Origin of the sequence: Janthinobacterium goodfellowi (assembly GCF_051380695.1) — a bacterium.
Taxonomy (GTDB): Bacteria; Pseudomonadota; Gammaproteobacteria; order Burkholderiales; family Burkholderiaceae_D; genus Janthinobacterium.
Genome location: NZ_JBNYXN010000001.1, coordinates 1,385,906 through 1,408,640, shown reverse-complemented (window position 1 = coordinate 1,408,640; position 22,735 = coordinate 1,385,906). Strand labels below are relative to the sequence as shown.

Sequence of the window (22,735 nt, the reverse complement as noted above, 5' to 3'; positions counted from 1 at the left end):
GATGTGGGCTCAGCTTGCCGCTCAGCGATAGCAACGCATCAGAAATTCCGCCACGCACACGGGTTTCGTGTCGCCTTCCCTCTCCATGGTGACGGCCCAGTTCACTTGCGCCCCTTCCGGCACGTCCTCGACGGACAGAATGTCGAGCCGCGCGCGCAGGCGGCTGCCGACAGGCACAGGGGCGGGGAAACGCACTTTATTGAGGCCATAGTTGATGGCCATGCGGATGCCGGCCATGTGCAAGGCGCCCTGCAACATCGCGGGCAGCAAGGACAGTGTGAGAAAGCCGTGCGCCACGGTGCAGCCGTACGGCGACTCGCGCGCGCAACGCTCCACATCGACATGGATCCACTGGTGGTCGTCCGTGGCGTCGGCAAAGGTGTCGATGCGCTGCTGCGTGATGGTGAGCCAGTCGGAGACGGCCACGTGCTGTCCCGACAAGGCCTGGAAACCGGCGATGCCGGCGATATCACGCATGGTGTTCTCCGGCCGGACGGCGGCCGAACATGCCCATGCCTTCGACGGTGGTCACCACCTCGCCATGCTGGTTGCGCACGCTCCATACGGAAATGACGATGCCGCGGTCCGGCTTCGAGGTCGACGGCCGCACTTCCTTGACCTGGTAAGTCAGCTGCAAGGTGTCGCCCGCGCGCACGGGTTTCAACCAGCGGATGCTGTCCAGGCCGGGCGAACCCATGCTGGACGAATGCTTGAGCAGATTGTCCACCACCAGGCGCATCATCATGCCGCAGGTATGCCAGCCGCTGGCGATGACGCCCTTGAAGATGGTCTTTTCCGCCGCCGCATGGTCGACATGGAACGGCTGCGGGTCGAAATCCGTGGCGAAGGCGATGATTTCCGCCTCCGTCACGTGGCGCTGGCCCAGGTCGATTTCCAGGCCTTGCGTAAAGTCTTCGAAATACCAGTGCTTGGGTTTAATTTCCGTCAATGCGGTCATGCGGTCTCCGTCGGCAAAAAGCCCGGCTGGGCGATAAAGCGCTCGATATGATGGTCCACGTCGCCCAGGGTCAGGGCGATCATGGAGAGGCGCTTGAAATGGTGGGCAGCGGGCAATTCATCGGTCACACCCATGCCGCCATGCAATTGCACGGCTTGCTGGCCGACAAAGGTGGCGGCCAGTCCCACCCGCGCCTTGGCGGCCGAGACCGTACGGCGGCGCTCGGCGACGTCTTCGCTGTCGACCTTGGCGGCGGCCAGCATGGCCATCGAACGCGCTTGCTCCAGGTGGATGAACATGTCGGCCATGCGGTGCTGCAAGGCCTGGAACTTGCCGATCGGCGCGCCGAACTGCTGGCGCGTCTTCAAATAGTCAAGGGTGGCGGCAAAGATGGCGTCCATGGCGCCCACGGCTTCCGCGCACAGCAAGGCGGCGCCATAGTCGAGAGCCGCGTCGAGCACGGCCCAGCCCTGCCCTGCCTGGCCGATCAGGGCGTCATGCCCCAGCACCACTTGCACGAGTGTCACGGTGGCGGCGCGCTGGCCGTCGATGGTACGGCAGTCGCGCACGGAAACGCCGGGCGCGCCGACGGGCACGAGGAACAGCGAGATGCCGTCCGTGTCATCCTGGCCGCCGCCGCTGCGCGCCGAGACGATCAGAGAATCCGCCTGGGCGCCATGGATGACGACGGTTTTCTCGCCATCGAGCACGAAACCGTCGCCGCTGGCGATGGCCGTGGTGGCGATATCGTGCAGGTCATGGCGCGACTGGCGTTCGCCCAGCGCGCAGGCGAGCTTCAGGCCGCCGCCGGCGACCTGTTCCAGCACCGCATCATGGCCGCCGGCCAGGGTCAAAAAGCGCGCCCCCAGCACGGTGGCGAAATACGGCTCGACCACGAGGCCACGGCCCAGTTCCTGCATCACCAGCAGCATGTCGACGGCCGTGCCGTCGAAGCCGCCTGCGCTGGCCGGCAGCGGCAAGGCCGTCATGCCCAGCTCGGCCAGGGTGGCCCAGGCGGCATCGGACGTGCCGGTGGCGGAATGGATGATGGTTTGCCGCGTTTCAAACGGGTAATCCTTGTCGACCCAGCGCCGCAGCGCGTCGGCGAATTGCTGCTGTTCCTGATTAAAATGGAAGTCCATGTCGTCTCCTTCTGCCTTACAGGCCCAGAATCATCTGCGTGATGATGTTTTTCTGGATTTCATTCGAGCCGCCATAGATCGATGTCTTGCGGTAATTGAAGTAATACGCGGCCAAGGGCGCTGCCAGGTCGTCGCCAGCGCTGCTGTGCGGCGCCCCGCCGTCAAGAAATGCCGGGTCGAAGGGCAAGGCTTGCGGGCCGATGGCTTCGACCATCAGTTCCGTCAGTTGCTGCTGCAGTTCCGAGCCGCGCACCTTCAGCATCGATGCCTGCGGCCCCGGCCCCTTGCCTTCTTCGCTGATGACGCGCAAGACCGTCATTTCCAGCGCCATCAGTTCGATTTCCAGGGTGGCCACCTTGGCGGCAAACGCCGGATCGTGCAGCAGCGGCGCGCCGCGCTTGGCTTGCTGCATGGCCAGCTGCTTGAGGAAAGTCAGCTCGCGCTTGGAGCGGCCCACGGCGGCGATGCCCGTGCGCTCGTGGCCCAGCAGATACTTGGCGTAGGTCCAGCCCTTGTTTTCCTGGCCCACCAGGTTGCTGACGGGCACGCGCACATTGTCGAAAAAGACTTCGTTCACTTCGTGCTCTTCATCGAGCATGATGATGGGGCGCACGGTGATGCCCGGCGTTTTCATGTCGATCAGCAAGAAACTGATGCCTTCCTGCTTGCGCACCGTGCTGTCCGTGCGCACCAGGCAAAAGATCATGTCCGCGTGCTGGCCCAGGGTGGTCCAGGTTTTCTGGCCATTGACGATGTAATGGTCGCCGTCGCGCTGGGCCGTGGTTTTCAGCGAGGCGAGGTCGGAACCGGCACCGGGCTCCGAGTATCCCTGGCACCACCAGTCGTCGCAGTTCAGGATGCGCGGCAGATAGTAGGCTTTTTGTTCGGCGTTGGCGAAGGCCATGATGACGGGCGCCACCATGTTGACGCCGAAGGGCAGGATGGGCGGCGTGGCGGCGCGCGCGCACTCGTCTTCCCAGATGTGGCGCTGCACGGACGTCCAGCCCGTGCCGCCGTATTCGACGGGCCAGGCCGGCGCGGCCCAGCCTTGCTGCGCGACTATCTTGTGCCAGCGCACATAGTCGTCGCGGTTCAGGCGCAAATGCTGGCGCACCTTGCGCTGCAAGTCCGCCGGCAAATGGGTGTCGAGGAAGGCGCGCACCGTGTCGCGGAACGCCGTCTCCTCGGCCGTGTAATGCAGGTCCATGTCTGTCTCCTTGTTCTTATCGGTTGCCGTGATGACTGCACGCAAGGAAGCTCAGCGCACAAAAAAGCACGACCGTTCTCAAGGATTGTACAACAGATTGGGAGTGGCGCCAGGGGTTTTACACAGGCCGGCGCGCAGGAGCGGGCCACCTGGCGGGCGCGTTCGCCGACAAGGGCGGATGCTCTACCCGTGGCTGGCTGCCGCGCCGATCCATATCAAACGCTGGCCGCGCGTCCGAGATCGGCGCCGAGCTTCTCGACGAAGCGTTCCATGGTTTCCTCGCCTAAATCAACCGCCTTGGCCCCGCCACCGGCAACGAAGGTCACGTCGCCGATACCGATCACGCCAAGCACGAGGCGCAGGTACTGGGTGGCGATGTCGCGCTCCCGGATCGGCGAGCCCTCCGTATAGACGCCGCCAGACGCGATCAGTACGGTTGCCTTCTTGCCGGTCACGAGGCCGCGTCCGTCGAAGCCCAGCGTCAGCCCCTTGCGCACGATATGGTCGATCCAGGCCTTGAGCACGGCCGGAACATTGTAGTTATAGACGGGCGTTGCGATGACAATGTGGTCGGCGGCAAGCAATTCCGCAACCAGCTCGTCCGACAGCCGTAACTCGTCCGCCATGGCGGGAGTATGCTGTTGCGCAGGCGTGAAGTAGGCTTGCAGCCAGGCCGCGTTGACGAACTGCAGTCCCGCATCCATGAGGTCGCGTTCGACCACTTCGCCATCCGGGTGCGCGGCGCGCCAGTCCTGCACGAAACGACGCGTCATGTTGCGCGACACGGAGTGCTTGCCACGAGGGCTGGTTTCGATTACCAATAGCTGAGTCATACAGTCATCCTTAAAAATAGCACCGCGGGGTAACGCCTGAAGCACGCTTGTCGGTCAGGCCGCTTATGTGTCTCCACTATATCGCCGCGAATCTATTTCCAATAGAGATTAAAATATGATGATTTCCATCGATAATTATGATGGAGTTGCCATGGAGACGCTATTTTGATTGGAAGTCTGACGCTGGACCAGTTGCGGGTACTGGTCACGATCGCCGATACGGGCAGCTTTTCCGCCGCCGGTCGACAACTTGGCCGCGTGCAATCGGCCATCAGCCAGGCCATCGCGACGCTGGAGGATGTGCAAGGCGTACGGCTGTTTGACCGCAGTGGCCATCGCCCGAGCCTGACCGAGACTGGCAGGGTTCTGGTCGAGCAGGCGCGTCTGGTCTTGGCGAGCGCGGCCCGCTTCGAGGGAGTGGCCATGGGGACGCGTTCGGGCCTGGAACCCGAGCTCGTCATTGCCATCGATCCTCTCGTGCCGACGGCGCCCTTGATCGAGAGCCTGTCCGCACTGAGCCGGACATTTCCCAATCTGCCCGTCAGCTTTTCGACCGAAGGCCTAGGCGGTTCGCTGCGGCGTCTGAGAAATGACCCGGCCGCCATCGGGATCTGCCTGTTGCTGCCTTCTGTTCCAGACGACATTGCCGCCTATCCGCTGCTGCGTGTCGGCATGCAGGCTGTCGTGGCGCCAGGGCATGCACTTGCCTCGCTGGCACGTCCGGCGACGCAGGCCGATCTGGAGCCGTATGTCCAGCTTGTGCTGTCAGACCCGGTCCATCCCGGTGGCGCCAACTTTGGGCTGGCAAGCGGCAAGCTTTGGCGCTTCGCCGACCTTGGCCGCCGCCTGGACTTCCTGCTCGGCGGTTTCGGCTGGTGCCGCATGCCGGACCATCTCGTGTCGCCATTGATTGCAGCCGGCAGCCTGGTTGCCATGCAAATCGAACACGACCCGACGCCCCGCGAAGGGCTGACGATTTATGCGGCGCACCAGCGGGGTCGCACGCTCGGGCCTGCAGGGCGATGGTTGCTGGACGACCTCACACGGCGCCTGTCTTGAAGTGATCGTTGCCGCCATCACCCATACAAATGCAGCAGCACCTGCACGGCGACGATTTTGACGATGGTCATGCTGGGGAAAATCATGGCGTAGCCGAGGTTGGGCCGGTCCGACCTGGCCAGGCGGTTGGCGAACACGAGGACGGCCGGGTTGCCCGTGGCGCCGGCCGCGATACCGAGCAACTCGGGAAACGGCAGGCGCAGGAAGACCTTGCCCAGGATCACGACGAGGGCCACCACCACCAGCACCGTCACGGCCCCCAGCGCCAGCATGGGCAAGCCATCGGCGCCCACCTGCTGCACGAAAGGCAAGCCGGATGCCATGCCGACGGCGGCGAGAAAGATCGTCAAGCCATAGTTGCGCATGACCAGGTTGGCCGACAGCGGCAAGCGCCAGCTGATCTTGCCCACCCTGCCCAGCCGTCCCAGGATCAGCGCCATCACCAGCGGACCGCCCGCCAGGCCCAGGCTGAACGAGCCTATCCATGGCAATGGTATCGGCACCAGGCCCAGCAGCACGCCCAGCACCATGCCCATGCCCAGCGAGACATAGCTGAACTCGGCCGTGGCCGTGATGGAATTGCCGAACAGCTTGCGCACGTCGGCCGCATGCTTGGCCGGCGCAATGGCCATCACCCGGTCGCCGAATTCCAGCGTCAGGAACGGATGAGGCAGAATCATGGCGTCGCCACGGCGTATGAACGCGATCTGCAGGGGAAAGTCTTTCGCCAGGTTCAGTTCGCCCAGCGGCACGCCGACGATTGCCGCGTCCGACACGAACACTTCCGTGCCGTCAAATGCGCTGCGGTCCTTCATCAGGCGGCCCGGATCCAGGTGGCCCAGCGCCGTGCGCGCCGCTTCCACGCCCGCCACCGTGCCCGACACCATCAGCGCGTCGCCCACGCCGAGCACCAGCGAGGGGTCGGGCAAACGGTTCTGGTGGCCCTGGCGCACGCCGATCACTTGCACGCCCGCCAGCGGACCGTCGGCCAGTTCGGACAGGGCCGCGCCCGCCAATTTGGCTTCGTCGATGGTAATTTCCGACACGACGATCGGTGCCGGCGGCGGCGTCAGCACGGGTTTTAATATGCGCCCGGCCAGATACAGGCCCAGCATGGGACCGACGACGCCGAACGGATACGCCACCGCATAACCGACGGCCGCGTCGCCATTGCCGTGCGACGCTTCCAGCGCCGCCTGCAGGGCGGCCGTGCTGGTCATGGCGCCGGCAAACACGCCGCTGGCCATGCGCAGCGAGATATCGATCCACTGTCCGCCCCAGACGGACACGGCCAGGCCGCCCATGACGGCGGCAAACGCGATCAGGTTGTGTTTTTGCCCCGCCCCGCGCAAGCCGGCGAAGAACTGCACGCCGTATTGCACGCCTATGCCATACAGAAACAGCAGCAAGCCGATGGAGCCGACCATGGGCGGCGGCACGGAACCGGGAGCGAACGCGCCCAGCGCCAGCCCCGCGAACAGCACGCCGCCCACGCCCAGCGAAAAACCGAACACGCTGATGCGCCCCAGCGCATAACCGACGCCGATGACGAGAAACAGGGCGAGGATGGGCGTCGACTCCAGCGTGTGGCGAAACAGTTCAATCATCAGGGCAACCTTGGTCTGGAGAAGGCCCAGTTTAGCATGCACAAAAGCAACACCATGCCTCGATGACAAGCAAGCGTGCGCCGTATGGCGCAGTAAAAAGCGGGCAAAAAAAAAGCCCGCTGCGGGAGCGGGCTGAATCTAATTCCTGTGAGGAAGTAGAGGAGACAGGTGCAATGATGCCGCGTTGCAGCATATAAAGCCAATTGTATGTTGTGATGATAGAAATAGCTATTCCCTATATCTGCCCTCTCCCCCTGCCATCCTCAGGCAACGTTATCGCCACGCAAGTTTTTCGCGGCCGCCACCATATTGGCCAGCGCGGGAATGACTTCCTTCCAGCCGCGCGTCTTCAGGCCGCAATCGGGATTGACCCACAGGCGCCGCGCGGGAATGCGCTCGGCCGCCTTGCGCATCAATGTCACCATCTGTTCCTGGCTTGGAATATTGGGCGAGTGGATGTCGTAGACGCCGGGGCCGATGTCGTTCGGATAGTTAAAATTATCGAAGGCGTCCAGCAATTCCATGTCGGAGCGCGAGGTTTCGATGGTGATGACGTCCGCATCCATGTCGGCGATCTGCGCGATGATGTCGTTGAATTCCGAATAGCACATATGCGTGTGGATCTGCGTCTCGTCGGTCACGCCGTTGGCCGCGATGCGGAACGCTTCCACGGCCCAGCGCAGGTAGTCGACCCATTGCGACTTGCGCAGTGGCAAGCCTTCGCGCAGCGCCGCCTCGTCGATCTGGATCACGCGGATGCCGGCCCGTTCCAGGTCCTGCACTTCGGCGCGGATGGCCAGCGCCAGCTGGTGGCACGACACGGAACGGGGCTGGTCGTCGCGCACGAAGGACCAGTTCAGGATGGTGACGGGGCCCGTCAGCATGCCTTTCATCGGCTTGTCCGTCAGCGACTGGGCGTAAGTGCTCCACTCGACCGTCATGGCGCGGGGGCGGCTGATGTCGCCGAACAGGATGGGAGGTTTCACGCAGCGCGAACCGTACGATTGCACCCAGCCGAACTGGCTGAAGGCATAGCCGTCGAGCTGTTCGCCAAAGTATTCCACCATGTCGTTGCGTTCCGCTTCGCCATGCACGAACACGTCCAGGCCCAGGCTTTCCTGTTCCCTGACGCAACGGGCGATTTCCGCCTGCATCAGCTTTTTATAGCCGGCTTCATCCAGCTGGCCGCTGCGGAACTGGCTGCGCGCCTGGCGGATTTCCGCCGTCTGCGGGAAGGAGCCGATGGTCGTCGTCGGATACAGCGGCAGTTGCAGCAGCGCAGCTTGCTTGGCGGCACGCTCCACATAGCCGCTCACGCGCTGGCCCATGCTGGCGGCTATGCGCGCCACAGCCGCCTTCACTGCCGGATTATGCACGCGGCTCGACTGGCGGCGCGCTTGCACGGCCGCATGATTGGCGTCCAGCGCCGCCTGCACGGAGGCACGGCCATGGTTCAAGGCGCCGGCGATGGTGTGCACTTCATCGAGCTTCTGGCGGGCAAAGGCCAGCCAGAATTGGATATCGGCATCGAGCTTTTGTTCGCTGGCCAGGTCGACGGGCACGTGCAGCAGCGAGCACGACGGGGCAATCCACAAACGGTCTTGCAGGCTGGCATGCACGGGTTCCAGCCATGCCAGCACGCCGTTCAAGTCCGTCTTCCAGATATTGCGGCCATTCACCACGCCCAGCGACAGCACGCTGCTGGCGGGCAACCGGGTGATGACTTGCTCCACTTCCTCGCGGGCGTTGACGGCATCGAGGTGCAAGCCCTGGACCGGCAATGTGCACGCCAGTGCCAGGTTGTCTTGCAGCTTGCCGAAATACGTGGCCAGCAGCAATTTGACGTGATGGACCTTGCTCAAGGCATCGTAGGCCGTCACCAGCGCCTGCTGCCAGGCGCCATCGAGTTCCGTGACGAGTATCGGTTCGTCGATCTGCACCCACTCCACGCCCTGGGTCGCCAGTTCCTGCAGCAGTTGCACGTAGACGGGCAGCAAGGCATGCAGCAGCGCCAGCTTGTCGGAATCATCCTTGGCCTTGCCCAGCCACAAGTAGGTGACGGGGCCGATCAGCACGGGCTTGGCTTTTACGCCGAGCTGGCGCGCTTGCGCCAGTTGCCGCAGCAGGCGGGAGCTGTCGAGCTTGAACTGCGTGCCGGCCTCAAATTCCGGCACGATGTAGTGGTAATTGGTATCGAACCATTTCGTCATTTCGCCGGCGTGGACGCAGCGGCAATCGCTGTCGCCGGCCGAGCGGCCGCGGGCCACGCGGAAATAGTTGTCGAGGGCGGCGCCTTCCAGGCCGCGCACGCGCCGCGGCAAGTTGCCGAGTGTAAAACTCAGGTCCAGCACCTGGTCGTAGAAGGAAAAGTCACCCACGGGCGCCAGGTCCAGCGCGTGCTGGTCTTGCCAGTGGCGCTGGCGCAATTCGGCGCCCTGGCCTTCCAGCGCGTCCAGGCTGCCTTGGCCCTGCCAGTAGTCTTCCAGGGCGAATTTCAGTTCGCGTTTGGCGCCGATGCGCGGGTAGCCCAGATTGTGTGTCGTGACGGTCATGACGGTGCTCCTTATGAAGTATGCACACATCATAAAAGGTTCCACCCATTAAAAATAATGATAATATTTTATATATCCATGAATAGTGCTCATGTGAAATCACGCTCGAATGCATCTGGCCGTCTTGCGCGGGTCACGCCCGACCCGCTGAAACGGACGACGGCATCGACTAGCGGCACTTTGTGACGGCGACGGGCAAAAAAAAGCCCGCTGCGGGGCGGGCTGAATCTATTTTCTTGGAGGAAGATAGAGGAGACAGATGCATGATGCCGCATTGCAAGCTATCAATCCAATTACATGTTGTGATAGTGGAGATATGAATTATCCATATCTCAAACAGACAAGGAAAAATGCAGCGCCATCGGCAGAGAAATAGCGGGCAGCGTAGCGATGATTGTTTAATCTTGAGCAGGCGAACAAAACGCAAAGCGTTGCCGATGCATACGCAGATAGTATTTCTGCTCCTCCTTCAGGACCATGCGCAACGGGATTGGCAACCCCAAGAGTTCGCGATGCCGCCCCAGCAACGAGGGGGAACACAACATGGCGCCATCATCCGCAAAGCTGATCAGGCCGCGATCAAACAAGGCATCCAGGGTCGCGATCAGCGGCAAGCCATTATGGGGGTCAAGCCGCTGCTGATCGGTGGCACCCTGCCAGGACAAGGCATGCGAAGCACGCAGAACCGGTTCAAGATCGCACCCCGTTACCGCACATTTCCGGTCCCACAATGCGAGCAATTCGTCCCGATACCTGCCTTGGCCGCGCCGGGCCTGGCACAGTATGTCGATCTCCGTTGAGCGTCCCTTCCCCCCTTGCCAGCAAATCATTGATATCGTTTTGCTCTACCTTGTTGGCGATCAATGCGAGGATGGCTTCCTTGCCCTTGTTCAGGGCGCCAAAAGCTTGTCGAGGATTGGTGCCGTGAAAAACAACGACCTCGGCCGAGGAAATAGGCGTACTGCGCAGATCAGCATACCAACGCACCATGCGATGATACTCCTCCGGCTCATTCGGACTGATCACTCCGCCGCCCCGGAACACGATGACTGGCACGTCGTCAAGCACCGTGCCGGCAGCAACAATGCCGATCTTGTTGACCCATAATAGGAGGGTATCGCCGCGCCTGGGCCGCTTGATCTTTTCCAGGAACTCGGGGCCGCCGCTTGTCAACGCAACGCCCCTGACTAGCCATTCGTTATGAAAACTGAACTCATTATTTGACGTTGCATCGCTATTGATGAAAAACGTGTCCGCCTCAGGAACTTGTTGATGTTCTTTGCTGAGATCTTCATGTGCCATGCCGGACGTTCATAGGAGAATAGCCGCGCATTGAAACACGCATTGCCATCAACGTCCACAAAATATCGTTCAGACAATAAATTGCCCTATGTAGATAGACCATCTGCAGCCGTGATGCCCGATCCCGGGCCAAAGCCGGCCTGGCGAATGTGTACCAGGCGATGATGATGAACTTGGCTATGTCACCGTCAGATGTGGGAATGCCCCAAGCGTTGCTTTCAATAACGTTTCGGGTGAGCGGATGCGCTTGGCGTCGAGTATCCAGCGCCAGCCCAGGTAGTTTGGCAGATAGCGCGTCGCCACGCCGTGAAACGGCCTTAACCATTCGCGCAGGCGGCTTTGATACGCATTGACGTTCTGCACATGCACGGCGCCGCGCACGCGGATGCCGTCGCGCAAGTTGACGGCCTGATGGCTGATGCCCGCCTCCCTGGCAAACGCCCGGTAGGCGGCATGACCATCCGTGACCAGCAGGATATCGTGGTCGATGACGGGCAACAAACAGCGGTGCAGTTGCGCCTTCGTCAGCGCGCCTTTGCCCGTGACGAAATTGAGGGTCTGGCCCGTGCGGTCGCGCGCCACCAGGATGCAGACTTGCTCGTTGGATATGCCGCGCTGGTGGGCATGGCCGCCCCGGCGGCGGGCCGGACGCGTCATCTGCCTCGATCCCTTTTCCGATTCCAGCACGTATAACTCGTCGGCCTCGGCGATGCCACGCAGGCCATGCGGCCGGTCCGTTTTTGCCAACGATAAAAATCGGTGGCGCCAGCGAAACGTAGTGTTGCGGTGCACGCCCAATTGGCTGGCCACCTGGCGTACCGACCGGGAATCGAGCAGGCAGTCGGCATAATCGAGCCACAGCGATTTATGGCGCAGACGTGCCAGCGGCGTCCCCGTCAAGACATTGAAGGTGCGCCCGCAAGGCACGCAGCGGTAACGCTGCAGGCCGTGCGCATGGCCATGCCGATGCAGGTGGGACGAGTGGCAGGCTGGGCAGGCCAAGCGCGGCTGCGCCACACCCTCCAGCAGCGCGACGGTCGCGTCGAGTGGCGTGTTGCCACGCAGCAGGGCCATGCCTGCCTGCCGCTGGCGCCGGTTCAACTGCGCAAACTGCGCGATAAAGCTGATCCATTCGGCTGGCTGCATGATCGGCTCCCTGTGCGGTGGGTATGCAGAGTCAGACAGTACCGCCATGGAAAGATTCCCGCATCTCCCCTATTTGCCGATGACAGAGTCATGAATTTTCGGGCAAAAAAAAGCCCGCTGCGGGAGCGGGCTGAATCTATTTCCTTGGAGGAAGATAGAGGAGACAGATGAATGATGCCGCGTTGCAGCATATAAAACCACTTTATATTCGTGATGTCAGAAATACGCGGCAGTGATATTAGGGGCAACAGACAATTCCGTGCGGCAACTTTTATGCTGCCGCTTCCGTTTTCCCGTCGCCTGAACGCAACATATTCTTGATGCCTCGCAGCGCCTGCCGCACGCGGGCCTCGTTTTCGATCAGGGCAAAGCGCACGTATTCATCGCCGTATTCGCCGAAGCCGATGCCGGGCGACACGCTCACCTTGGCTTTTTGCAGCAGCAGCTTGGCGAACTCCAGCGAACCCAGGTGGCGATACGCTTCCGGGATATGCGCCCAGATATACATGGACGCTTTCGGCTTTTCCACCATCCAGCCCGCTTCATGCAAGCCTTTCACCAGCACGTCGCGGCGGCGCTGGTACTGGGCGCAGATTTCCGTCACGCAGCTTTGGTCGCCTTCCAGCGCGGCAATCGCCGCCACTTGCACGGGCGTAAAACTGCCGTAATCGTGGTAGCTCTTGATGCGCGCCAGGGCCGCCACCAGTTCCGCATTGCCCACCATGAAGCCGATGCGCCAGCCCGCCATGTTGTAGCTTTTCGACATGGTGAAAAATTCCACGGCGACGTCGCGCGCCCCGGGCACCTGCATGATGGACGGCGCCTTCCAGCCATCGAAGGTGATGTCGGCATACGCCAGGTCGTGCACCACGAGGATATTGTGCTGTTTCGCCAGCGCGACGACGCGCTCGAAGAATTCCAGTTCCACGCATTGCGCCGTAGGGTTCGATGGAAAACCCAGCACCATCATCTTCGGTTTCGGGTAGCTTTCGCGGATCGCCCGTTCCAGTTCGGCAAAGAAATCCACGCCAGGGCCCATGCGCACGGAACGGATATCGGCGCCCGCGATGACGGCGCCCCAGATGTGGATGGGGTAGCTGGGATTCGGCACCAGCACCGTGTCGCCCCGGTCCAGGGTCGCCAGCATCAGGTGCGCGAGGCCTTCTTTCGAGCCGATGGTGACGATGGCTTCGCTGTCCGGGTCGATGTCGACCTCGTAGCGCTTCTTGTACCAGTGCGCAATGGCGCGGCGCAGCCGCGGAATACCTTTTGATGCGGAATAGCCGTGCGTGTCGGGGCGTTTCACCGTCTCGACCAGCTTGTCCACGATGTGGGCCGGCGTGGCGCCATCGGGATTGCCCATCGACATGTCGATGATGTCCTCGCCACGGCGGCGCGCGGCCATCTTGAGCTCGGCGGTGATATTGAAAACGTAGGGGGGAAGGCGATTGATGCGCGAAAAGCTGCGCGGAGCTTGGCTGTCGGTCATGGTATCTCTATACGTAAGCGCCCGGATCCGTCCGAGCGACGTTGGCGCAATGGGTGCGCCTATGACGATACTAACCCGGCTTTGACAGCACTGGCAAGTGTGTAGTCAAGCCGTTACAATACAGGCTGATCGAAAATGAGCGCACCGGTTGGTAATCCGGTAAGTGCCCGGCACCGTCCGGCATGCTCCCGCCCACGCGGACCCACGGCGCTGACCCCTGGCTGTTACACCAGCCGGGGAGGTGTTTTGGTTCGTGCATTTTCCCGCCGCGCCATCCCTCCCCTGCTTTGATGAGGAATAAAAAACGGATGGCAACACACGACACCGCAGTAAGCAGCATGACCCTGGACCGCGCCGGCATGGAGCAGCAACTGGCGCAATCAGTGCACCACTTCATCGATTGCGCCTTCGATGGCGAAGACCTGTCGCGCCTCGACTTGCAGGGTTGTACATTTGAACGCTGCACCTTTGCCGACACCAGCTTGTTCGCCAGCAAGCTCGCGCGCAGCACCTGGCGCCGTTGCCGCGCGGGCAGCGCCGATTTCGAATCCGTCGACGCCGTCGACGCCAGTTTCGAAGGCTGCGACCTGAACAACACGAAATGGCGGCGCGCCAAGCTGGCCTCGGTTACCTACCGGGGCTGCAAGCTGACGGGCGCCTCGTTCGAGGAAGCGGCTCACCTGGGCTTGACGTTCGAAGACAGCCTGCTGGTGGGCGCCGACCTGCGCGGCTTCTCGTTCCGCAAGGCAATACTCAAACAGCTGGATTTTTCCGACGCCTACCTGGCCGGCTGCGACTTCCGCGAGGCCGTCTTCGAAGGGGGCAGCTTGCGCAATGCCACCATCAAGCTGGCGAAGTTCCAGGGCGCGGACTTGCGCGGCGCCGACATCGACGGTTTCAAACTGAGCGAAGCGGCGCTGCTGAAAGGCGCCGTCATCACGCATACGCAGGCGGCCAACTTCATGCGCGCGCTCGATCTGGTGGTGATTTAAAAAACACAGGCAAAAAAAAGCCCGCTGCGGGAGCGGGCTTAATCTATTTCCTTGGAGGAGATAGAGGAGACAAGTGCATCTTGCGGCATTGCGGCATATCACGCCACTTTATATTCATGATGATAGAAATATCCATCAGTGATAATGAGACGCCATCAGGGTTTCAAGCCGTACGGCGCGTTGCCAAGGGTAAAAATTCTCCCAGCCATACCAGCAGGGCCAGGCCCGGAAACGCCATGCCGGTCAGCAAGGTTGCTGGCCAGCCATAGCTGGCATACACCCAGGCGCCGATGGCCGAGCCGGCCGCGCCGCCCGCAAAGAACAGGGCGAAGTACAGGCCGTTCAAGCGGCCCCGCACTTCCGCGCCCAGGCTGAAGATGGCGCGCTGGCCCAGCACCAGGTTGGCCGCCACACCCATGTCGAGCACGATGGAAGCCACCACCAGCAAGCCCAGCGCCACATGTTTCGATTCCGGCGCAAACATGGGCAAGGCAAACGCGACGATCCCCAGCGCCAGCGCGGCGGCCGTGGCCGGCAAGGTATGGCCCGCATCGGCCAGGCGGCCCGCGATGGGCGAGGCAACGGCGCCCGCCATGCCCACGAGGGCGAAGATGGCGATGCCCGTTTGCGACAGGCCGAATGCGGGGCTGGCCAGCACCAGCGGCGTGACGGTCCAGAACAGGCTGAAGGCGCCAAACAGGCCCGCGTGATAGGCGGCGCGGCGGCGCAGCACGGGCGTGCCCAGCAGCAAGTGCCACAGCGAGGCCATCAGCGCCGGATAGCGCATGGTCGACACGGGTTGGCGCACGGGCAAGGCGCGGCGCAGCACCAGCGCCAGCAATACCATCAGCACGGCGGCGCCGCCGAACACCACGTGCCAGCTGGCGTGCGCGGCCACCAGCGATGCCACGGGACGGGCCAGCATGATGCCCAGCAACAAGCCGCTGACGACCTTGCCCACCGTCTGCCCCCGCGTCGCTTCCTGCGACAGGTGGGCGGCAAACGGCACGATCACTTGCGCCGCCACGGAACCGAGGCCGATGGCCAGCGCGGCGGCGAGGAAGACGATGGCACCCGTGGACAGCGCCGCCGCCACCAGGGCCGTGGCCGTCACCAGCAAGGCCGTGACGATCAGGCGGCGGTTTTCCAGCAAGTCGCCCAGCGGCACGACAAACAGCAGGCCCAGGGTATAGCCGACTTGTGTCAGGGTGACGATCAGCCCGGCCGCCTTGGCGGACAGGCCCGTCGAGGCGCTGATGGGGCCGACGAGGGTTTGCGCGTAATACAGATTGGCCACGATGAGGCCGGAAGCGATGGCCAGCAACAGCACCATGGCGGGTGCGATGTCGTGGGGAGCGGAAGATGAGGCCTTGTTCATGTTGTTTCCTCGGTTCGATAGGGATGTTGCCATTCTAGGCAAAACCGGGGCAAAGATAATCAGGGCATAATCCACTTATACTTTTCACATAAAATGAACAATGAGAATGGAAGCTATCCTATGGACAAGATCAAGGCCATGCAGACCTTCGTGCGCATCGTCGAAGCCAACAGCTTTTCCAAGGCAGCCGAGACCTTGAATTTGCCGCGCGCCGCACTGACGGCCACCCTGCAAAAGCTGGAAGCCTACCTGGGCACGCAATTGCTCCAGCGAACCACGCGCCGCTTGTCGCTGACGCCGGAAGGGGCCGACTACTTTCGCCATTGCATTGATATTTTGAAAGCCGTCGATACGGCGGAACTGGCGTTTCGCGGTCCCGACGCGAAAAAACCGCGCGGCTTGCTGCGCATTAACCTGCCCAATACGGTGGGCCGGCGCCTGATCATTCCCCATATCGCGCACTTCCACGCCGCCTGGCCGGACGTGCAATTGCAACTGAGCCTGACGGACCGCCTGGTCGACCTGACGCAGGAAGGCATCGATTGCGCCTTGCGCGTGGGCACCTTGCAGGATTCCGCCTTCATCGGCAAGCAGGTCGGCCTGATGCGCTTCGTCACGTGCGCCTCGCCCGCCTATCTGGCGCGGCACGGCACGCCGCACACGCTGGCCGACCTGGCCGCGCACCAGGGCATCATGCATTACTCGGGCCGCACGGGACGCGCCTTCGACTGGGATTTCCTGCAGGGCAAGGAAGTCGTACGCGTGCAGATGGCCGGCCCCATCGCCGTCAACGACGCGGACGCCAGCGTCGATTGCGCGCTGCAAGGCCTGGGACTGGCGCAGGCGGCTGTGTACCAGGTGCGCCAGCACCTCGACAGCGGCGCGCTGGTGGCCGTGCTGGCCGAGCACCCGCCCACGCCCATGCCGATGTCGCTGCTGACGCCGCAAGGCCGCCTGGCCACGCCCAAGCTGCAGGCGTTTGCCGGCTGGATCACGGCCCTGCTGGCCAGCCAGCCCGATGTGCAAGCGCCCACGCACAAAATCTGAGGCAAAAAAAAGCCCGCTGCGAGAGCGGGCTGAATCTATTTTCTTGGAGGAGAATAGAGGAGACAAGTGCATTATGCTGCATCGCGGCATATCGATCCAATTGATTGTTGGAATGATAGAAATACGCCAAACAGATAACTGATCGGGGCAAAAAAAACCGGCTCCGCGAGGAACCGGTTTTTTACTGCGTGCAAAGTTTTACTTCGCTGCCGTCACCGGCGTCGCCTTGACATCCGCGCCATACGGCAAGACCTTGGCCGCCATGCGGGTATCGGCCTTGATCAGCGCCACTTCGTCGGCCAGGATGCGCGCCGCTTCGTTCAGCAGCACGTCCTTGGCGCTCTTGGCGGCCGTTTCGGCGTCGAGCTCAGCGCTCAGCGCCCGCTCGTCGCCCTGCAAGCCGTCGTCGGTGCGCAAGGCGCCCTTCACGGCGGCGATCTGCTTGGCCGTCTTGCTGGCCGCTTTCGCGCCCTTCAGCACGTCTTTCGGATCGGGAATCACCACCAGGTCGTCGGCTGGATTCGAGATCTGCGCAATCAGGCGTTTTTCACGGGCCTTGGCGCGCGCTTCCTGGGCATCGCGTTCCTTGCGGCGCACGGTTTCATTGAGCGAAATCTGGTTTTCCTTGCGCTGCTTGACGACGAGAGCGATGTCATCGAGCAAGTACTGGAAATCCTTGTCCTTGGCCACGCGCGCTTCATGCTTCTTGTCCAGCAGCGGCACGATCTCCTTCAGGTCGCCCGTCGGCATGTACTGCGCCGGCTTGATGGCCACCCATGGCAAGGCATTGTCATAGCTCGATTCGCCGAAGTTGTCCGTGTCCGACATGGCCGGCAGCTTGATGTCGGGGGTGACGCCGCGCAACTGCGTGGTGCCGCCATTGATGCGGAAGAACTGGGCGATGGTCATTTTCAGCTCGCCGAAACGGGCTTTCTCGCTGCCGCCGAAACGGTCGAGGTTGAACAGGGTCTGCACGGTGCCCTTGCCGAAGCTGCCTTCGCCGATGATGACGCCACGGCCGTAATCCTGCACGGCGGCGGCGAAAATCTCGGAAGCGGAAGCGGAGCCGCGGTTGATCAGCACGCCCATCGGGCCATCCCAGGCCAGGCCGGAATTGGTGTCGCTTTCCACGTCGACCTTGCCTTCGGCATTGCGCTGCATCACGACCGGGCCCTTGTCGATGAACAGGCCCGTCAGTTCGACGGCTTCGTTCAGCGAACCGCCGCCGTTGTTGCGCAAGTCGATCAGGACGTTGTCGACCTTATCCTTCTTCAACTCGGCCAGCAAACGGCTGACGTCTCGCGTGGCGCTTTTAAAGTCCTTGTCGCCACGGCGGCGCGCTTCGAAGTCCTGGTAGAACGTCGGCAGGGAAATGACGCCGATGCGGCGCTTGACGCCGTTCTCGCGCACTTCGATGACCGATTTCTTCGCCGCCTGCTCTTCCATGCTGATTTTCTTGCGCACCAGCGGCAAGACGACATGCTTGGCATCGGGGCCGGCGTCGGCCGGCAGGATGTCGAGGCGCACGGTGGAATCCTTGGCGCCGCGGATCAGCTGCACCACGTCATCGATGCGCATGCCCAGCACTTCGGTGATGGGGCCGCTTTCGCCCTGCCCCACGCCGACGATGCGGTCGCCCACTTTCAGCTTGCCCGACAGGCCGGCCGGGCTGCCCGGCACGACTTCGCGCACCACCGTGTACTCGTCGCGCGTCTGCAGCACGGCGCCGATGCCTTCCAGCGACAGCCGCATGGCGATGTCGAAATTGTCCGAGGCGCGCGGGCCCAGGTAATTGGTATGCGGTTCGATCGACATGGCGTATGCATTCATGAAGATCTGGAACACGTCTTCGCTGTTGAGCTTGCGCGAACGGGTCGTGTAGCTTTCATAGCGCTTGTCCAGCGTCTCGCGGATGGCCTTGTCTTCCTTGCCCGCCAGTTTCAGGCGCAGCCAGTCGTTCTTGACGCGCTTGCGCCACAGGTCGCGCACTTCCTCGTCATTCTTCGGCCAGGCGGCCTTTTCGCGGTCGATCTGGTAGCTTTCGTCGGCGGCAAAGTCGAATTTGCTTTTCAGCAACTCACGCGCATAGGCCATGCGCTCGTCGAAGCGCTGCTGGTACAGGTTGTAGATGGCAAACGGCGCCGTCAGGTCTTCATTGATGATGGCGTCGTCGAGCTTGGTGCGCAAGGGAGCGAAGCGGTCGATGTCGGCTTGCACGAAGAACAGTTTTTCCGCGTCCAGGGATTTGAAATAGCGGTCGAAGATTTTCTCCGACATGGCGTCGTCGAGCGGCATGGCCTTGTAATGGACGCGCGTCAGGACGCGCGATGCCCACAAGGCGGCCTGCGTTTGCTGGGCCAGCGGCTTCATGGTGAGCGGAGGAGCGGCGCTCTTGTCCGTCTGGGCTGCGCCAGCGTGGGCTGACAGGGCAAGCACCAGGGTGACCAGCATCATTTGCTTCTTCATCGGCTTCTCCGAAAATTAGTTAAATCAATTCCAGGCGGCGCAGAGATGCATGCGCCAGCCAGCAAGACAGTAAGGGGAATACACGACTGGTCTGCATATTATTCTACAGGATACGGCCTGGCAGTCTCCCATGGAAGATCAGTTTCTTCTTGGAAGCTTAAACGCGGATTAAAGGCGGCGTCTCATTCATTACAAAGTGAAACATTCGTGAGAAAAATCGCATCATTCGTCAACGACGGATATCAACATGCGCCATTGGAATGCAAAAAGTCAATGGACTAAAGTGCCAATCCTTGATCTCGATGATGTTTTTATGCGAAAAAATGATTCCTGCGGGGAACACTTAGTAACAAATGGCAAGCAACATGCTATCATCGCGCCCTGAAATACAGCTTGCCTGCGCGCCGCTCCCACAGCCGGCGCGCTTTCGTTTCAACAGTACTCCCCACCAGATCCCCTCCCCGCGTGTCATGTCATGACCAGGAATGGCCGAGCTGATTACCCTTTGCCAGACTCACACTATGCCTACAATTTCCTTCTCCCCCCGCCATTGGAGTGTCGGCGGCAAGATTACCGTCTTCACGTTTGCCCTGGTCAGCCTGATCCTCGCCAGCCTGACGGCCTTGATGAGTATCAATACCTCGCGCGTGCTGGAACAGCGCGCCGAAGCGGCCGTCACCAGCGAACTCAATAGCGTCATGACGACCACGCAAGTCTTCCATACGGCCATGGTCAACGAAGCGGCCAGCTTTGCGCGCCTGTTCGCGGCCGAATTTCCCGGCCCGTTCACGGTCGACGCGGGCGCCATGGTGGCGGTCGCCGGCAAGGCCACGCCGGCCCTGGCCAACGGCGGCAAGGTGCTCAACCTCGACACGGCCGTGGTCGACCGCTACACGGCGCAAACGGGCGTGATCGCCACCATCTTTGCCGCCAACGGCGATGAATTCGTGCGTATCAGCACCTCGCTGAAAAAACAGGATGGCGAACGCGCCATCGGCACCCAGCTCGACCACAACCACCCCAGCTATGCGCCGCTGCGCGCGGGCCAGCGTTTCGTCGGCATGGCAACCTTGTTTGGCAAGCAATACATCACACAGTACGACCCTGTGCGCGATGCGGCTGGCAAGGTGGTAGGCGTGCTGTTCATCGGCCTCGATATCAGCAAGAATCTGGCCATGTTGAAAGACAAGATCCGCCAGGTCAAGATCGGCCAGACGGGCTACATCTATATCGTCGACACGGCCCCCGGGGCCAACTACGGCCACCTGGTGCTGCATCCGAACAGCGAAGGCAAGAGCGCGCTCGAGTTCAAGGCCAGCGACGGCCGCCTGTTCATCCAGGAAATGCTGGCACAGAAAGACGGCGCCATGCGCTACACGTGGACGGCGCCTGGCGAAACGGCTGCCAGCGCGCGCGAAAAGCAGCTGTATTACCGTCAATTCAAGGATTGGCAATGGATCATCGCGGGCGGCACGTTCACGGACGAAATCACCTTGGAAGCGCGCCAGCTGCGCAACGAGCTGGCCATTTCCGGCTTCGTCGCCCTGCTCGTCTTCGCCCTGCTGCTGTACTGGCTGGTGCGCACCCTCGTCTCGCGCCCGCTGGCCGCCGCCGAAACGGCCGCCGCGCAAATCGCCGCCGGCGACCTGACGGTGCACCTCGATACCAGCAGCCTGGACGAAATCGGCCGCCTGCTGCGCGCCATGAACCGCATCAGCGACAACCTGTCGCAAGTGGTCGGCAACGTGCGCGGCAGCGCCGGGCAAATCGCCACGGCCTCCGGTGAAATCGCCAGCGGCAACCTGGATTTGTCGAGCCGCACGGAACAGCAAGCCAGTTCGCTGGAAGAAACGGCCGCCTCGATGGAGGAACTGAGTTCCACCGTGCGGCAGAACGTCGATCACGCGCAGCAAGCGAGCAAACTTGCGCATGAATCGTCCAGCCTGGCAGCCGAAGGCGGCGCGGCCGTGGCGCAGGTGGCCAGCACCATGGATGCCATCCGCAGCTCATCCGGCAAGATCGCCGACATCATCGGCGTCATTGACGGCATCGCCTTCCAGACGAATATCCTGGCCTTGAACGCGGCCGTGGAAGCGGCCCGGGCCGGCGAGCAGGGACGGGGCTTCGCCGTCGTCGCCACCGAGGTGCGCACCCTGGCGCAGCGCTCGACGGCAGCGGCGAAAGACATCAAGGACTTGATCCAGGCATCCGCCGGCACGGTGGACCTGGGCCACGCGCAAGTGAGCCAGGCCAGCGCCACCATGGACACCGTGGTGGCCAGCGTGCAGCAAGTGAGCACCATCATGGCGGAAATAGCGCAGGCGAGCGAAGAACAGCGCAGCGGCATCGAGCAAGTCAACCAGGCCATCGCCCAGATGGACCAGGTGACCCAGCAGAATGCGGCCCTGGTGGAAGAAGCGGCGGCCGCCGCCGACGCCCTGCAGGAGCAGGCGCATGAGCTGAACCAGGTGGTGGGCGTGTTCAAGCTGTAATTCAAACGACAAACAACAGCCTGGTGCTAAGATGGGGACGAATCCACCTTGCCAGGAGACACGATGCACGACGACTACGTTTTAATTGCCCGGCTGATGATCCCCACGGATGCGCACGTCATCCGCGGCTGCCTGGCCGCGGCCGGCATCGACGTACTGCTGACGGACGACCAGCACATGCAGGCCGACATGCTGCTGGCAGCCGCCATCGGCGGCGCCCGCGTCATGGTGCGCGAACACGACGTGGCGCGCGCGAATGACATCCTGGCCGCCTTCGAGCGGGGCGACCTGGCGCTGGTGGACGATGCGGATGTGGGGACGCCCGTCGCCGATTAATTTACGAGTAGATTTACGAGTAGAAACAGCGCCCGCACGCCTGGCGGTAGGCCTCGTTGCCGCCAATGCTGATCTGCTCGCCTTCCTTGATGCGGCGGCCCTGCTCATCCACCCGGATGTTCATCGTGGCCTTCTTGCCGCACGTACAAATATTCTTCAATTCCTCGATATCGTCGGCCAGCGCCAGCAGATAGGCCGAGCCGGGGAACGGTTCGCCCTTGAAATCCGTGCGCAAGCCGTAGCAGATGACGGGCACGCCCTTCACTTGCGCCAGCTGGTGCAGCTGCTGCACTTGCGCCGTGCTGAGAAATTGCGCCTCGTCCACCAGCAGGCAAGCGACCTGGGGAATATCGTCGAGGAAATTCGTGTCGGCATGAAAGATATCGACCTGGCGCTGCGGCCCCAGGCGCGAAGTGACCCGGCCCACGCCGTAGCGGCTGTCGATGGCGGCCGTATACAGGCGCACTTGCTGGCCCTGCTCCTCATAGTTGTGTGCGACCTGCAACAAGGCCGTCGACTTGCCCGCGTTCATCGCGGAATACCGGAAATAAAGTTTTGCCACTGCCGCCTGCCCTGTCTGGTTGATTTTCAATACTATTTAGTATCTTTTCGAGGCGTGATTATAAATCGCAATGGCGGGCTTGCGGCAGCTTAATAGTCCTGCCTGTGGCGCGGCAAGCGGGCCAAAAACGGTGCATACTCGCATCGCGTACCTTGTCGCCGATATGC

19 protein-coding genes are annotated in these 22,735 nt (G+C 62.1%); 5 read left to right on the top strand and 14 right to left on the bottom strand.

Translation table 11 applies throughout. The annotated features are described in order from the left end of the window. Positions 1 to 21: 21 nt before the first annotated feature. The 5 genes from ACQ4WQ_RS06375 to ACQ4WQ_RS06355 form a co-directional block, all read right to left on the bottom strand. Positions 22 to 477, bottom strand: coding sequence for a MaoC family dehydratase (locus ACQ4WQ_RS06375; protein ID WP_436495463.1), 456 nt, complete (start codon positions 475 to 477; stop codon positions 22 to 24). Then, positions 470 to 958, bottom strand: coding sequence for a MaoC family dehydratase (locus ACQ4WQ_RS06370; protein WP_100873442.1), 489 nt, complete (start codon positions 956 to 958; stop codon positions 470 to 472). The genes ACQ4WQ_RS06375 and ACQ4WQ_RS06370 overlap by 8 nt, the downstream gene beginning before the upstream one ends. Further along, positions 955 to 2,100: an acyl-CoA dehydrogenase family protein gene (locus ACQ4WQ_RS06365; protein WP_436495461.1), complete on the bottom strand. Its 1,146-nt coding sequence runs from the start codon at positions 2,098 to 2,100 to the stop codon at positions 955 to 957. The genes ACQ4WQ_RS06370 and ACQ4WQ_RS06365 overlap by 4 nt, the downstream gene beginning before the upstream one ends. Positions 2,101 to 2,116: 16 nt before the next feature. Next, entirely contained in the window at positions 2,117 to 3,307 is a 1,191-nt protein-coding gene (locus ACQ4WQ_RS06360) for an acyl-CoA dehydrogenase family protein (RefSeq protein WP_436495459.1), read from the bottom strand. 215 nt (positions 3,308 to 3,522) lie between these two features. Beyond that, complete coding sequence (locus ACQ4WQ_RS06355) at positions 3,523 to 4,140, bottom strand: FMN-dependent NADH-azoreductase (protein WP_436495457.1); 618 nt, start codon at positions 4,138 to 4,140, stop codon at positions 3,523 to 3,525. Positions 4,141 to 4,305: 165 nt separating this feature from the next. Between ACQ4WQ_RS06355 and ACQ4WQ_RS06350 the strand changes: the two genes are divergently transcribed. Then, on the top strand, positions 4,306 to 5,199 hold the full coding sequence (locus ACQ4WQ_RS06350; RefSeq protein ID WP_436495455.1) for a LysR family transcriptional regulator: 894 nt from the start codon (positions 4,306 to 4,308) through the stop codon (positions 5,197 to 5,199). Positions 5,200 to 5,216: 17 nt separating this feature from the next. Here the strand turns inward: ACQ4WQ_RS06350 and ACQ4WQ_RS06345 are convergent, their stop codons facing one another. The 6 genes from ACQ4WQ_RS06345 to alaC form a co-directional block, all read right to left on the bottom strand. Then, complete coding sequence (locus ACQ4WQ_RS06345) at positions 5,217 to 6,806, bottom strand: aspartate:alanine exchanger family transporter (protein WP_436495453.1); 1,590 nt, start codon at positions 6,804 to 6,806, stop codon at positions 5,217 to 5,219. Between the two features lie 263 nt (positions 6,807 to 7,069). Then, a complete protein-coding gene (gene metE, locus ACQ4WQ_RS06340) occupies positions 7,070 to 9,358 on the bottom strand; it encodes a 5-methyltetrahydropteroyltriglutamate--homocysteine S-methyltransferase (protein ID WP_436495451.1) in 2,289 nt (762 codons plus the stop codon). Between the two features lie 398 nt (positions 9,359 to 9,756). Next, a complete protein-coding gene (locus ACQ4WQ_RS06335; RefSeq protein WP_436495449.1) occupies positions 9,757 to 10,023 on the bottom strand; it encodes an HNH endonuclease in 267 nt (88 codons plus the stop codon). 25 nt (positions 10,024 to 10,048) lie between these two features. Beyond that, the gene (locus ACQ4WQ_RS06330) at positions 10,049 to 10,660 is read right to left on the bottom strand and encodes a hypothetical protein (RefSeq protein ID WP_436495447.1); all 612 of its coding nucleotides are present in this window, start codon (positions 10,658 to 10,660) and stop codon (positions 10,049 to 10,051) included. A gap of 177 nt (positions 10,661 to 10,837) precedes the next feature. Further along, positions 10,838 to 11,806: an IS1595 family transposase gene (locus ACQ4WQ_RS06325; RefSeq protein WP_436495445.1), complete on the bottom strand. Its 969-nt coding sequence runs from the start codon at positions 11,804 to 11,806 to the stop codon at positions 10,838 to 10,840. Between the two features lie 271 nt (positions 11,807 to 12,077). Beyond that, on the bottom strand, positions 12,078 to 13,295 hold the full coding sequence (alaC, locus tag ACQ4WQ_RS06320) for an alanine transaminase (protein WP_083287373.1): 1,218 nt from the start codon (positions 13,293 to 13,295) through the stop codon (positions 12,078 to 12,080). Positions 13,296 to 13,603: 308 nt separating this feature from the next. On the opposite strand from alaC, the gene ACQ4WQ_RS06315 reads away from it, so the two are divergent. Next, a complete protein-coding gene (locus tag ACQ4WQ_RS06315) occupies positions 13,604 to 14,287 on the top strand; it encodes a pentapeptide repeat-containing protein (protein ID WP_436495443.1) in 684 nt (227 codons plus the stop codon). Between the two features lie 163 nt (positions 14,288 to 14,450). On the opposite strand, the gene ACQ4WQ_RS06310 is transcribed toward ACQ4WQ_RS06315, so the two are convergent. Continuing rightward, a complete protein-coding gene (locus ACQ4WQ_RS06310; protein ID WP_436495441.1) occupies positions 14,451 to 15,665 on the bottom strand; it encodes an MFS transporter in 1,215 nt (404 codons plus the stop codon). Between the two features lie 120 nt (positions 15,666 to 15,785). On the opposite strand from ACQ4WQ_RS06310, the gene ACQ4WQ_RS06305 reads away from it, so the two are divergent. Beyond that, positions 15,786 to 16,712 carry a LysR family transcriptional regulator gene (locus tag ACQ4WQ_RS06305; protein WP_436495439.1) on the top strand — a complete coding sequence of 309 codons (927 nt, stop codon included), beginning with the start codon at positions 15,786 to 15,788 and terminating at the stop codon, positions 16,710 to 16,712. A 198-nt stretch (positions 16,713 to 16,910) separates the two neighbouring features. Here ACQ4WQ_RS06305 and ACQ4WQ_RS06300 read toward each other — a convergent pair whose 3' ends face one another. Beyond that, complete coding sequence (locus tag ACQ4WQ_RS06300) at positions 16,911 to 19,178, bottom strand: carboxy terminal-processing peptidase (RefSeq protein WP_436495437.1); 2,268 nt, start codon at positions 19,176 to 19,178, stop codon at positions 16,911 to 16,913. Between the two features lie 521 nt (positions 19,179 to 19,699). Between ACQ4WQ_RS06300 and ACQ4WQ_RS06295 the strand changes: the two genes are divergently transcribed. Both ACQ4WQ_RS06295 and ACQ4WQ_RS06290 read left to right on the top strand, forming a co-directional pair. Next, positions 19,700 to 21,670, top strand: a complete 1,971-nt coding sequence (locus tag ACQ4WQ_RS06295; protein WP_436495435.1) for a methyl-accepting chemotaxis protein — start codon at positions 19,700 to 19,702, stop codon at positions 21,668 to 21,670. 63 nt (positions 21,671 to 21,733) lie between these two features. Then, positions 21,734 to 22,006, top strand: coding sequence for a putative signal transducing protein (locus ACQ4WQ_RS06290; RefSeq protein ID WP_436495433.1), 273 nt, complete (start codon positions 21,734 to 21,736; stop codon positions 22,004 to 22,006). 13 nt (positions 22,007 to 22,019) lie between these two features. On the opposite strand, the gene ACQ4WQ_RS06285 is transcribed toward ACQ4WQ_RS06290, so the two are convergent. Next, positions 22,020 to 22,568, bottom strand: coding sequence for a thymidine kinase (locus ACQ4WQ_RS06285; protein WP_086136657.1), 549 nt, complete (start codon positions 22,566 to 22,568; stop codon positions 22,020 to 22,022). Between the last annotated feature and the right edge of the window lie 167 nt (positions 22,569 to 22,735).